Consider the following 12,891-nt stretch of genomic DNA (forward strand, 5'->3'; position numbering starts at 1 on the left):
TAAAATTATGAACTACACGACAGCATGGAGCAACCCGCCTTTTGTCTTGCCCAGTCCGGGCGCTTTTGCGTAAAGTGTTCTTTGCCGGGTTGCAGGGTATACGGCTGACGTAAAACTTCTAGCAATTCCAGCAAGCGGCTATTGTCGCCAGTTGTGGCTAAATCAATCGCTTCTTGGGCCAAGTAATTACGCAGCACATAGATCGGATTGGCGGCAGCCATGCGTTGCTGACGTTGCTCTATTGTTTGCTGGGATTGCGCCAGACGCTGGCAATAATTCATCAGCCAGGCCTGAATATCCTGGTTAAAGTCCTGCCAGCCTTTTTGCGTATAAAAAGCGTTTTGCAGCGTGCTGACTTGCGGCTGTTGCAGGTCAATCTGGGCAAGGTGGGTAAAAAATAACGTCTGGTCAATTTCGGCCCGGGTCATGATTTCAAAAATCTGGTTGATGAGCTCGCCATCCCCGTCTCGCCACTGGTCAAAGCCAAATTTATTGGCCAGCGCTGAAGTCAGTTCGCGGACATACACCTGGTCAAATACGCGCAGGCTATCCGCCAAACTATGGCTTTCGGGCAGAATGGTGCTCAAGGCTTCTGACAGGCGCTCCAGGTTCCAGCGTGCAATATCAGGTTGGCGGCCAAAGCAATAGCGGCGGCCTTGCGCATCCGTGGTGTTGGGTGTCCAGCCAGGGTCAAAATTGTCTATCCAACCATACGGGCCATAGTCTATGGTCAGACCCAAGATAGACATATTGTCGGTATTCATCACGCCGTGGACAAAGCCTACACGCATCCAGTGCGCGATCATGACTGCCGTACGGGCACACACTTCTTCAAACCAGGCTTCAATCAGTTCAGGAGTTGGGTCGTTCACATCCAGTGTCAGTCCGGTCGAGGGCCACCAGTCTGCAAAATCCCGGTCCAGCGTAAAGCCAATCAGACGTTTTAACAGCCCAAGCTCTTCGCGGCTGGCAAGCAGTTCAAAGTGACCAAAACGCGTGAATGAGGGCGCCACACGGCAGACAATCGCACCCGGTTCCAGTTGCGGATTGCCGTTGTAAAACATATCCCTGACCACTTGGTCGCCAGTGGTGACCAGGCTTAAGGCGCGCGTGGTCGGCACGCCCAGATGATGCATGGCTTCTGAGCATAAAAATTCGCGCAGGCTGGAGCGCAACACGGCACGGCCATCGGCAGAACGGGAGTAGGGCGTCTCTCCCGCGCCTTTGAGCTGCAATTCAAAACGTTTGCCGCCATGCACCAGTTCACCCAATAAAATGGCGCGACCATCCCCTAGTTGACCGGCCCAGTGCCCAAACTGGTGGCCGCCGTAGCGGGTGGCATAGGTAAACATGCCGTCCAGCATGCCATTGCCCCCCAGCGTTTGTATCAGTTCGCGGTCTTGCAAGTCGGCGGCTGTGAGGCCCAGCATGTCGGCCACTTCCGCGCTGTAGGCGATCAGTTGCGGATCTTTAACGGGCGTCGGTTGTACCGCAGACCATAAGCAGTCACTGACTTGTCTGGTGTAGTTGTGGCGTATAGGGTCGCCCGGTAGTTCGCGGACAAAACGGTTATCAAAAGTTAAAGGGCGCATATGAAATGGACAAGGCTGTGCATCAATAGTGCTTTAATCATAACATTTTCATCCATGCTAAACTCTGGCGCATCAGATCCCATGCCTTTAAAGTGTTCGCACAAAACTGTTTTTGAAAGTCGTTTGTCCCCTATGAGCCATCTGCAAGGTTTCAGTTTTCAAGACATCAAAATGTTGAAAGGTGTGCTGATATTTTTTTGTCTTTTTATCGTCATGCAGCAAATGTGGCTGAGTGTTGCCGATACCGTCGTAGGTGCATGGTGGATCAACGAGGTGATTACCCGGACTTTGGCTTCTACGATAGGGTGGCTGGCGGACGAACAAGTGACGGTGGCAGGCAGCATGCTGACAGGCGCACATGCCAGCATGAATATTGCCAATGGCTGTGATGGGGTGGATATGATGTTAATGCTAATGGCTGCATTGTTAAGCTCAACATTAAGCCTGAAGCAAAAGCTACTCGGCGCCATGTATGGGGTACTGTTTTTATTTTTAATCAATCAACTACGGTTACTGCTCTTGTTTGAAGTGTTGCAGCACTCTCGTCAGCACTTTAACTTAACACACGGCATTCTTGCGCCATTTTTGATGTTGGGGGCTACTGGCTTATTTTATGCATGGTGGCTGGCGGTTTCTCGCCAACCTCTGTCAGTTGATGAGTCCACATGCGCTTTGCACTAAGGTTTTTTTGTTATGTGTTGGGCATTGGGCTGGCACTTGATGCCTTCTTCGGTCCCTGTATTCAGGCACTTCTGCCACTTTTTAAAGGGCTATTGACCTTGATTGATAGCCATTTTGAAGTGATCTCTGCCCAAGTGGTGCAGGTAGGCGATGCACAAGTCATCGATTTTGAGGTGAGATTGGCAAAGGCTTTCTGGTTGGGAAAACATTTTATTGCAGTGGACCCCAGCGGCGTTGCGCATGCCAGTACGACGCTGATGCATCTTTGGCAAAGCCTGGCGGTATGCCTCGCGCTGATTTTGTCGTGGCCAGGGATCCGTATGCATAAACGCCTGTTGGCACTTGCTTACGGCTTGCTAGGTACGCTGCTGGTGTGGTGCATCGATGTGCCCTTTGTCTTGCTGGCGGCCTTGTGGCAAATGATTTATGCGCATTACGCCATTCCGGACTTTTCAATGTTGACTGATTGGCAGCAGGTACTTGAAAACGGTGGTCGATTGATATTGGGGTTGATGGTCGGCTGTTTAGCCATTTTTTTGACCTAGCAGCTTGAGTGTATAGCGCGTACTGGCAGTACCTTGATTGCTAGCATCCTGCTGGCTATGGTTCTGCCTTCATCAAGCTTTCATAAATAAAAATTAGCATCTGTAAGCTACTTATCATTTATGCTTGATAGCGAACGATGCCTCACTTACTGCTGTATTTTCTCATCATTTTTTCTACCTTTTCTCATGCAGCAGAGATTGAGCAGGAAATCCTGACCCGATTTAATCAGGGCCAGACACAGGATTTAATTGTTGAATATGATGATGCGTCTGTGAATAAAAGCCTGGTCGAGACCCGCCTGAAAAAGCGGCTCAAGGCGGATAACGATGACGTGTTGGCAATCAAGCGCAAGGCGTATGCTGCACTTAAAAGCCAAATCAAAACACTAGAGCTGCAGCAGGGTATCCAGGCGGTGAAGGACTATCCATACCTGCCTTTGAGCTTAAAACGTTTCAAGTCGCTCAGGTCGCTCAAAACCTTCATGGCCAGTGGCAACATCAAGGCCGTGTATGTTGACCGGATCATGCACAAGGTGCTCACGCAGAGCCTGCCTTTGATCAATCAGCCTGTCGTCAGCCAGGTCAACTACAAGGGGGCAGGGGCCACCGTGGTCGTGATTGATGATGGCATCGACTTTACAAAATCGGCGTTTGGTCCTTGTACTGCTGTGGCGACGCCCGCGGCGACCTGTCGAGTGGTAGTGGCTAATACCATTGTCAATTCTGGCACAGTGAACACAGATACCAGTCATGGAACCAATGTCGCAGCCATTGTGTTGGGGGTGGCACCACAGGCCAAAATCGCGGCTATCAATGTGTTCAATAACAATGGCGGTGCCTATACAAGCGATATTTTAAGTGCGATCAACTGGGCGGTGGCTAATCGCTCAACTTACAATATTGTGGCCATAAACATGAGTTTGGGGGCGTCTGATAAAAATACCAGCCCTTGTCAGTCGAACCCTTTTACCAGCCCGATTCAACGGGCAAAGGATGCTGGCATTAATGTGGTGGTTGCCGCCGGGAATGATGGGTATGTGGATGGCATCAGCACACCCGCTTGTGCGCCAGCAGCCATTTCAGTCGGGGCAGTGTATGACAGTAATGTCGGAGGCTTGGCCTACAGCAACTGTAACGATTCGACCACGGCCACAGACAAAGTGACTTGTTTTTCAAACAGTGCCAATTATTTAACCTTGCTGGCGCCTGGGGCCTTAATTACCGCAGCAGGGATCACGATGGCAGGCACTTCTCAAGCGTCTCCACATGTAGCAGGGGCGGTAGCGGTTTTACGGTCAGCATTTGCCAATGAAACAGCAGATCAAATTCAAACGCGATTATCCAGCTTTGGTAAAGCTGTCACAGACAGTCGTAATAGCATTGTCAAACCTAGGCTGGATTTAAGCGCGGCAGCCCGCCCACAAAATGATGCTTTTTCCAATCCGACCTTAATGACTGGCGCTGCTGGCAGTGTCAGTGGCACTAACATCCTCGCGACAGCAGAAGTTGGAGAGCCCGCGCATGCCGGATTGGCCGCACAAAATACAGTCTGGTTGCAGTGGACAGCACCAGCCTCCGGTCAGATGATGCTTGCCATGAGTGGCAGTGTTGCGAACCCCAGACTGGCTGTATATACGGGGTCAACAATCAACGCCTTAGCGCCCAAAGCCAGCATTGATAATGCGAATTCCCCCCTCTATTTTCAAGCGACTGCAAATACCCAGTACAACATCGCCCTCAACACCAATCAAACGGATGCAGGCAATTATCAGTTGCTATGGCAGTTGGACACGCAGGCGAACGCCAATTTGTCCGTTGGTTTTAGTGGTCCTAACCAACAGCTGGCTTTAGCCACGCCTTATCTTTACACCTTAAGCGTAAGTAATGCTGGGCCCTCGAATGCTACCAATCTCGCCGTGCAGCTAACTCTGCCAGCTGGTGCGGACTTTGTCAGTGCCGATCAGCGCTGCCAGTTACAGGCCAGAACATTGACTTGCCGCATTGCACAGCTGAATGCCGGAGCTTCAAGCAGTTTTAATGTACAACTCTCCTGGAACAACATACAGGATGTACCCCCGCTGGTGATATCTGTGAGTTCTGACTTGGCGGATGCTGACACGAGCGATAACTCGGTGACGTTTTCGTTACCAGTCAATCAAGCAGCGACAGCCACTGATGTGCCCACGCTACCTGAATGGGGGCTGGTTATCATGGCTTGCATGCTCATTTTTCTGAACCGTCGTAACCTCGGGCGTTTCTGATCTGCCCTTTTCTTTTTTTGATCTCGGCATTTCTTACACGCTGAATCAAACGCGCTAAGGTATCATTACGACTGTATTTTAAAGAATCAGTTGAATGAACGTATTTTATGAAGAAGATGGGGGCTTTAAAGTCGCCTCCATCATGTCCGAGGCCGACAGCAGCATGCAGGTCGAGGCGAGCTCGGGCAAACGCAGCAAAATCAAAACCGCCAATGTTCTGATGCGGTTTGAGGGGAGCCTGTCCGGTTTTCTGGAGGCGGCTCAGGCCGAAGCCGAGACCTTGGATACCGATTTTTTATGGGAATGCTGTGGCGAGGACGAGTTTGGCTTTGAAAGCCTGGCCGAGGAATACTATGGTGGCAAACCCAGCCATCAGCAAGCTGCTGCGATTGCCATCAAACTGCATGGTGCGCCCATGTATTTTTACCGCAAAGGCAAGGGTCGCTACAAGGCTGCACCCGATGACACCCTGAAAGCCGCATTGGCGGGGATGGAGAAAAAGCGCCACCAAGCTGAATTGTTGGCGCACATGGTCGAACAGCTAAAAACACAGCACTTGCCAGAAGGCTTTGCCAGCAAGCTTGACCAGTTACTTTACGCGCCGGATAAGAACAGCCTGGAATGGAAGGCCTTAGATCAGGCTGCCAACGAGCTCAAGCAGCTGCCGATGCAAGTGCTACATGCCAGTGGTGCCATTAACTCGATTCATGATTATCACCTGGGTGCGTTTTTACGCGAATATTTTGCCAACGGCACTGAATTCCCGCCCTTTACCCTGGCTGCTTTGCCTGAGTCGCTGCCATTGTCAGAAGTGCAGGCTTTTAGTATTGATGACAGCACTACCACTGAAATTGATGATGCCTTGTCTGTGACGCAGCTAGCGAATGGCAACACGCAGGTCGGGATTCATATTGCCGCACCCGCTTTAGGCGTTTCCCCGCATGAAGCGCTGGATAACGAGGTGATGAAGCGGTTGTCTACGGTTTACATGCCCGGGCATAAAATTACCATGTTGCCAGAAGCGGCGATCCGTCCGTTTAGCCTGGATGCCGGACAAGTGAAACCGGCCTTGTCCCTCTATCTTGAAGTGGCGCCCGATTTCAGCATTGTCAGCCAGCAGAGCCGGCTGGAGCAGGTTAGTATCATAGAGAACCTGCGTCATGACACGCTGGAGCCTTATTTCAATGAAAGCACTTTGGAACAGGATAGCGGCCATCCGCTTTGGCAGTCGTTGGTATTCCTGTTCCGCTTTGCCGAAAGCCTGGAAAAAGCGCGCGGTAAATATGACCCGACCCGGCCACAACCGGTGGATTACAATTTTTATGTGAGCGAGGGTAAGGTCAGCATTATCAACCGTCAGCGTGGTTCCCCCATGGATAAACTGGTGGCCGAGTTGATGATTGCCGCCAATAGCCAGTGGGGCCTGTTACTGGCGCAAAACGAAGTGCCCGGCATTTACCGCGCGCAAAATGGCGGCAAAGTGTATATGACCACCAAAGCCGAAGGCCATCAGGGCCTGGGAGTGGCGCAATATGCCTGGTGCACTTCGCCGTTACGCCGGGCGGTGGATTTGATCAACCAGCGGCAACTGATCAGTGTGTTGACGTTGGAAGCGCCAGTTTATCCGGCTAACAGCGATGAAATTGTCGGCCATATGCGCAATTTTGATCAAACCTATAATGCCTATAACGAATTCCAGACACGCATGGAACGTTACTGGTGCTTGCAATACCTGATCCAGGAAAATATCAGCGAAATCGACGCCACCGTCTGGCGTGAAAACCTGGTGCGTCTTGACGGCCTGCCGTATATGACCAAGGTGCACAGTTTGCCAGCGACCAAGCCTGGCACTAAAGTCAGGTTGGCGGTGCAGAAAGTGGATACCTTGCTGATGGAGCTGGAGAGCAAATTCTTGCATGTGGTAGAAGAAGCGATACCCACAGAAACTATGCTGGAAGAAGTCATGCCAGAAGAGAGCAATGCACCACTTGAAACCGGTAGTCACGCGGATGAACAGGCAGAGAACGCATAATGTTTAAATTCAACCGAAAAATTCACAAAGCGGTGTCTGATTTCGAGATGGTGGAAGTCACTGAAACAGACGGTATCCGCTCCATGCACTTGGGCTCACCCACCATACAAAGCAGCATGAAGGTCAAAGACCCTTATGCCTTGGTATTGGCTTACTCCTGGGGTGCGATGAGCAGCCTGTTGTTCAAACCTGATGCCAGCAAGCTGCTGCTGGTGGGATTGGGCGGCGGCTCCATTGCCAAGTACGTATGGAAATTCTGCCCGCAGATTCAACAGACTGTAGTCGAGTTGAATCCGCAGGTCATTCAGGTGGCACGCAGCCATTTTTATGTGCCCGACGATGATGAGCGTTTGCAGATTATTGAAGGCGATGGCATTGCCTATCTCCAGCAGCACCCTGGGCAAAGTGACTGGCTCATGATGGATGCGTTTGGTAGCAATGGCTTGCCGCCAGACTTTTGTACACAAGCTTTTTTTGATGATTGTGCCGAGGCCTTGACTCCCAACGGCCTGTTTACGATCAACCTATGGGGCTCGGACAAGAAGTTTGATATCTACATGCAGCGCATGGAGCAGACATTTGACCAGCGTGTGCTAATGATGCCCACTGGCAAGCCCGGCAATATCATTGTGTTTGGCTTCAACGGCGAACTGCCTATTCCGGATCTGGCGACTTTACGCAAGCGTGCACAAGAAGCGATGCAAACGCACCATATCAATTTCCCAGACCTCATAGACCGCCTGCAAGGCGCAAACCCCAATAACGGCAAGGAGTTTCAACTCGGTGGCTAATTTCCTGAATCAATTTTTCGCAACCTGCCCGCGTGGCCTGGAAGCCATTCTCGTCGATGAGCTCAAGCAGAGCGGGGCGCGTGATATCAAAGCCACCGATGGCGGTGCTAGTTTTAGCGGTGAGTTGTCGGTCTGTTACCAAGCCAACCTGCATTCGCGCGTGGCGACACGTATCCTCATGCAAGTGGGGCGAGGCAAATATACCAAAGAAGACGATATCTATCAGGGGGCGTTAAAAATCAATTGGCCCAACTGGTTTGATGTGAAGCACAGCATGATGGTCAAGGTCACGGCGGTGCGCAGCCCGCTTAAAAGCCTGGAATTTATTACCCTGCGTGTCAAAGATGCGATTTGCGACAAATTCCGCCAGGCCGTCGGCAGCCGCCCGAACATTGATACCCGCGAACCAGCGGTGCGTGTGCATGTGTACCTGACCAGCGACAGTTATCAACTGTATGTCGATACTTCCGGCAATCCACTGTATCAGCGCGGTAACCGCAAAAACAGCATAGAAGCGCCGTTGCGTGAAAACCTGGCTGCGGGGATTCTCAAGCTCACCGGCTGGCAGCCTGGCCAGGCCCTGTTAGATCCGATGTGTGGCAGTGGTACGTTCTTGCTCGAGGCTGTGATGATGGCGCTCAATATTGCGCCGGGATTAAACCGCAATTTCGGCTTTGAAAAACTCAAAAACTTTGAATCTGATACCTTCCGTAAAATCCGCAATGCCGCAGCAAAAGCCGTCAAACCAGTGACTTTCCAAAGCATTTACGGTTCAGATATGGATTTACGCGCCGTACGCGTCACCAAGCAGAACCTGGAAATGGCTGGCTGGCTGGACGCTGTGCAACTGACGCATTGGGAGTTTACCCAGGTAGTGCCCCCTGCCGAGAGTGGTGTGTTGGTCGCCAACCCGCCTTATGGCGTGCGTATCGGTGAAGATGAAACGCTGGCCGCGCTCTATCCGCAAATGGCCGCCACGCTCAAACAACGATTTTCTGGCTGGAACACCTATTTCCTCACCAACGATTTGCAGATGCCCAAGTTGATGCGTTTAAGTCCCAGCAAAAAAACACCTTTGTATAACGGCCCGCTGGAATGCCGACTGTTTGAAATCAAAATGGTGGCAGGCAGCAACCGCCGTGAAAAAACAGAAGGTGCCGCGCCTGAAAGCGCGCAGTGAGTGTAGGATAATAGAATAACCGTAGGGTGGGCAACTTGTTGCCCACGCGTTACAAAGTCTGTAGTTAGAACATCCGCGTGGGCATCATGCCCACCCTACAATTTTTTTGCCACAGAGGGCACAGAGAACGTCAATTTCTCATGCATAAATCTTGTCATGTATAAAAAGGAATTTCTCTGTGCGCTCTGTGTCCTCTGTGTCCTCTGTGGCTGCAATTAAAAAAATATGGAAACCTTATGAAAGACAGCATTGATGCCTTGCGAGCCCGCGTGAACCAGTTTGTCGAAGAGCGTGACTGGACACAGTTTCATTCTCCCAAAAACCTGGCCATGGCCATGATTGTCGAAGCGGCTGAGGTGGTGGAGCATTTTCAATGGATGACTGAGGACGATAGCCGCCAGCTGGATGCCGCCACGCGTGAAAAGGTGGGGCAAGAGTTGGCGGATACCTTTGTTTACCTGATGCGGATCGCTGAAGTCTGTGGCATAGACCTGATTGCAGCAACTCACGCCAAAATTGATTTGAATGCGCAAAAATACCCGGTTGAAAAATGCAAGGGTAGCAATGCTAAATATACAGAATATCAATAATTTAATATATTTATTTAATGTATTTTATTAATATGAAGGAGTGCTCATGAGTGTGACTTTGGATTCTCCGGTAACCCGTTTGCTCGAACAGCAACAGATGGCCTTTGAGGTGATCGAGATCCCGCTCAGTGAAGATAAAAAACCAATTCGCAGCCTAGAGGAGCTGCTAACAGCACAAGGCCTGGATCCACAATCAGTGGTGCGTAGTGTGGTGTTTAAAGGGGAGCATACCGGCTTTAGCCTGCTTGCTGTGGCGGGAGCTGGCCGTGCCGATTGGGCCTTGTTGCGCGCGCACTTGAGTGAGCGAAAATGCCGGATGGCAGAGTATGACGAAGTGTCTGAGGCCACTGGCTATGTGGTTGGTGCCGTGCCTCCCATCGCCTTGCCCGCGGGCTTGCGCGTCCTGGTTGACCAAAGCGTGTTGAGTTACGATAGGGTGGTGATTGGCAGTGGGGTGTTGGGGTATGCGCTGGCTTTAAAGGGCAGCGACTTGCAAGCCCTGTTGAGTGCGCACCCCGTTGGGCAGTTTGTGAAGGTTTAACTTTTTTCAGGGTTTAATCTGTTGAAGGTTTGACCTTTTTAAGGTTTGACTTTTTGAAGGTTTGACCTGGCGTTAAATAAAAGCCAAATACCGCCAGAAGCTTGCCCAAAGTCGACAAGGTGCTACTGAGGGCCGTAGCTATTCCTTCTTAGCAGCTATTTGTTATTGAAAATGGTGTTCAAGGAATTACTTTTACTGCGCTCTACCATCACCGCTGCCTGGCTTGGGTTTTTGCTGATGGTGCTGGCCCAGTCCTGGCTACCACTGTCTGTGTCATCTGCAGTATTGCTAAGCATGCCTGGCAAGGCATCCTGGCTGGTGTCGTCGCTGCTATCGCCAAAGATTAATGAAGTATTATCAAGCTGGTATTGACGCAATTGTTGCATCAACCCTTGTGCCGTATAGGTCTGCGGTGCCTGCTGACCTCCCAGAATCACTTTTGCACTTTCAGCCGCAGCCTCTGCCGCGGTTTGCGCGGGCTCAGCTTGTTTGCTATCGGTGGTTTGCACCTTGCCTGTCGCTGCACTGTTATCTGTGTTGTAAGCCTTGCTCAACAAAGACGAGATATTGCTATTCTGTATATTAGAAATCGACATGATCGAACCCCTCTATCATTATTTCGTCCACAATACTGCTTATCCTGTTAACGGCATGCCGAAAAAAAACTTTAGAACACCCTTTAATTCTTTAAATGTGAGCGATTTTCCAGGCGTGGTCACCCGCATTTTTGCTGGCCATCCGGCAGCGCCAGCAGATTTATGGTGCAGATTTATGGTAAGGTTCAGCCTTGTTAGAAACACAGATATTTAATGGCGAAACATGAGTTCGGTGCGTTACTGCGTGAATGGGAGATTGGTGAGCGGCGTGAGCCCTACCAACCGCGGTTTTGCTTATGGCGATGGCATTTTTCGTACCATGCGGCTATTAAACGGTGAGTTGCAAGACTGGCCTTTGCATTACCAGACCCTAGTCGCCGATTGCAGCAAAATCCAGATGGTGTGCCCATCGGCAGAGTTATTGATGCAAGAATTCAAAAACTTGATGTCTGCCGGAGAGGATGAGGCCAGCTTGTCCGGCGTGGTCAAAATCATTATTACGCGTGGTGATGGCGCCCGTGGCTATGCGCCGCCGGCGATTGCCGAGCCTAGCCGTGTCTTTGTCTGGAGCCCTTTGCCGGTCTATCCAGAAGCCATTTACACCCAGGGGGTGGCGCTTTACCAGTGCCAGACAAGATTGGCCAGCCAGCCTTTGTTAGCGGGTATCAAACACTTAAACCGGCTGGAAAATGTGCTGGCTCGTGCCGAGCTTAAAGACCCTCGCTTTTTTGATGGCTTGATGCTGGATTATCAAGACCATGTGATCGAAGCCGTGAGTGGCAATCTTTTTATTGATCAGGCCGGACAAGTGATGACCCCGGTACTGGACCAGTGCGGCGTGGCTGGCGTCATGCGGCAAAAAATCCTGGATTGGTATAAAACGCAGGGCAAGCCGGTAAACGTGACCCAATTGACGGTGCAGGATGTGCTGTCTGCCGATGCCGTGATTATCAGCAACAGTGTGTATGGCGTGTTGCAAGTGACGCAGCTTGACGCGCAGCCACTGGCACACAATGATTGGGCGCGTACCCTCAGAACCCAGTTGCATTATGTTGTTCATTAAACGTTTTGTTAAATACAGCCTGGCCTTATTGGGCTTGGCCATGGTGGCGTTGGCGACCTGGATCGTCATCTTTTTGATCCGCCCACTGCCTATGGTCTCGGAAACGATAGGCATGCAAGTCCCAGCTGGGGCCAGTGTGCGTGCGATTGCCGATCAATTGGTGGCTTCCGGCGTGCTCACCGAGCCGTATAGTTTTTTGCTGGTCGTGAAACTCACTGGCAGTGCCAATAAACTACAGGCTGGCGATTATGCCTTTAATACGCCCTTGCAAGTGATGGGCCTCATTGATGTGCTCAAACATGGGACGTTTGACCAATTCAAACTGCAATTGACTGAAGGCAAAACCTTTGCCGACTTCAGGCAAAAAATGGCGCAAATGCCGGGTATCCGGCACGATACCGTGATGCTGTCAGACTCGGAGTTGATGCATGCCGTCAGTGGCGAAAATGTGCCGCCTGAGGGCTGGTTTTTCCCGGATACGTATTTTCTGGATGCGCAAAGCAGTGACCTGGATTTGTATAAGCGCGCTTATCAAAAAATGGTGCAGCACTTGAATCAGGCGTGGGAGCAACGCGCGTCGGGCTTGCCTTACCGCACCATGTATGAGGCCTTAATCATGGCCTCGATTGTGGAGAAGGAAACCGGCGTGGAAGAAGAACGGCCGCAGATTGCAGGTGTGTTTGTAAACCGCTTGCGCAAGGGCATGCGCCTGCAAACGGATCCCACAGTGATTTATGGCATGGGCACACGTTACCAGGGCAATATCCGGAAAAAGGATTTATTGGCTGATACCCCGTATAACACTTATACGCGCAGCGGCTTGCCGCCAACGCCGATTGCATTGCCAGGGCTGGCTTCGATCCAAGCAGCATTGCATCCGGCCAATACCAACGCCTTGTATTTTGTTGCCAATGGCCAGGGCAGGCATGTGTTTACCGCGACGCTAGAGGCGCATAACCAGGCAGTGCGGGCGTACCAGTTAAAAAAATAATTGTCGTAAAGTTAAAGGGAAATCGGGG

13 protein-coding genes are annotated in these 12,891 nt (G+C 51.1%); 11 read left to right on the top strand and 2 right to left on the bottom strand.

Features of this window, described 5'->3' with window-relative positions; translation table 11 throughout:
• Positions 1 to 5: 5 nt before the first annotated feature.
• Positions 6 to 1,592, bottom strand: a complete 1,587-nt coding sequence (locus ACIDF8_RS11940) for a protein adenylyltransferase SelO (protein WP_412010834.1) — start codon at positions 1,590 to 1,592, stop codon at positions 6 to 8.
• Between ACIDF8_RS11940 and ACIDF8_RS11945 the strand changes: the two genes are divergently transcribed.
• From ACIDF8_RS11945 to ACIDF8_RS11980, 8 genes are all read left to right on the top strand, one after another.
• Positions 1,593 to 2,273, top strand: coding sequence for a hypothetical protein (locus tag ACIDF8_RS11945; protein WP_412010835.1), 681 nt, complete (start codon positions 1,593 to 1,595; stop codon positions 2,271 to 2,273).
• Complete coding sequence (locus ACIDF8_RS11950; protein WP_412010836.1) at positions 2,258 to 2,818, top strand: hypothetical protein; 561 nt, start codon at positions 2,258 to 2,260, stop codon at positions 2,816 to 2,818. Before ACIDF8_RS11945 ends, ACIDF8_RS11950 begins: the two co-directional genes overlap by 16 nt.
• Positions 2,819 to 2,955: 137 nt before the next feature.
• On the top strand, positions 2,956 to 5,079 hold the full coding sequence (locus ACIDF8_RS11955) for an IPTL-CTERM sorting domain-containing protein (protein WP_412010837.1): 2,124 nt from the start codon (positions 2,956 to 2,958) through the stop codon (positions 5,077 to 5,079).
• A 94-nt stretch (positions 5,080 to 5,173) separates the two neighbouring features.
• The gene (locus ACIDF8_RS11960; RefSeq protein WP_412010838.1) at positions 5,174 to 7,111 is read left to right on the top strand and encodes a ribonuclease catalytic domain-containing protein; all 1,938 of its coding nucleotides are present in this window, start codon (positions 5,174 to 5,176) and stop codon (positions 7,109 to 7,111) included.
• On the top strand, positions 7,111 to 7,902 hold the full coding sequence (locus ACIDF8_RS11965; protein ID WP_412010839.1) for a polyamine aminopropyltransferase: 792 nt from the start codon (positions 7,111 to 7,113) through the stop codon (positions 7,900 to 7,902). Before ACIDF8_RS11960 ends, ACIDF8_RS11965 begins: the two co-directional genes overlap by 1 nt.
• Positions 7,895 to 9,082, top strand: coding sequence for a THUMP domain-containing class I SAM-dependent RNA methyltransferase (locus ACIDF8_RS11970; RefSeq protein WP_412010840.1), 1,188 nt, complete (start codon positions 7,895 to 7,897; stop codon positions 9,080 to 9,082). Before ACIDF8_RS11965 ends, ACIDF8_RS11970 begins: the two co-directional genes overlap by 8 nt.
• A gap of 236 nt (positions 9,083 to 9,318) precedes the next feature.
• Positions 9,319 to 9,672, top strand: a complete 354-nt coding sequence (locus ACIDF8_RS11975; protein ID WP_412010841.1) for a nucleotide pyrophosphohydrolase — start codon at positions 9,319 to 9,321, stop codon at positions 9,670 to 9,672.
• Positions 9,673 to 9,718: 46 nt separating this feature from the next.
• Entirely contained in the window at positions 9,719 to 10,213 is a 495-nt protein-coding gene (locus ACIDF8_RS11980; RefSeq protein ID WP_412010842.1) for an aminoacyl-tRNA deacylase, read from the top strand.
• Between the two features lie 155 nt (positions 10,214 to 10,368).
• Here the strand turns inward: ACIDF8_RS11980 and ACIDF8_RS11985 are convergent, their stop codons facing one another.
• Complete coding sequence (locus ACIDF8_RS11985; protein WP_412010843.1) at positions 10,369 to 10,809, bottom strand: hypothetical protein; 441 nt, start codon at positions 10,807 to 10,809, stop codon at positions 10,369 to 10,371.
• Here ACIDF8_RS11985 and ACIDF8_RS11990 point away from each other — a divergent pair.
• The 3 genes from ACIDF8_RS11990 to mltG are packed head-to-tail and all read left to right on the top strand — an operon-like array spanning position 10,808 to position 12,863.
• On the top strand, positions 10,808 to 11,023 hold the full coding sequence (locus ACIDF8_RS11990) for a hypothetical protein (RefSeq protein WP_412010844.1): 216 nt from the start codon (positions 10,808 to 10,810) through the stop codon (positions 11,021 to 11,023). The genes ACIDF8_RS11985 and ACIDF8_RS11990 overlap by 2 nt on opposite strands.
• Before the next feature lie 9 nt (positions 11,024 to 11,032).
• On the top strand, positions 11,033 to 11,872 hold the full coding sequence (gene pabC, locus ACIDF8_RS11995) for an aminodeoxychorismate lyase (protein ID WP_412010845.1): 840 nt from the start codon (positions 11,033 to 11,035) through the stop codon (positions 11,870 to 11,872).
• Positions 11,859 to 12,863: an endolytic transglycosylase MltG gene (mltG, locus tag ACIDF8_RS12000; RefSeq protein WP_412010846.1), complete on the top strand. Its 1,005-nt coding sequence runs from the start codon at positions 11,859 to 11,861 to the stop codon at positions 12,861 to 12,863. The genes pabC and mltG overlap by 14 nt, the downstream gene beginning before the upstream one ends.
• Positions 12,864 to 12,891 lie beyond the last annotated feature (28 nt).

Origin of the sequence: Methylophilus sp. 3sh_L (genome assembly GCF_046766015.1) — a bacterium.
Classification (GTDB): domain Bacteria; phylum Pseudomonadota; class Gammaproteobacteria; order Burkholderiales; family Methylophilaceae; genus Methylophilus.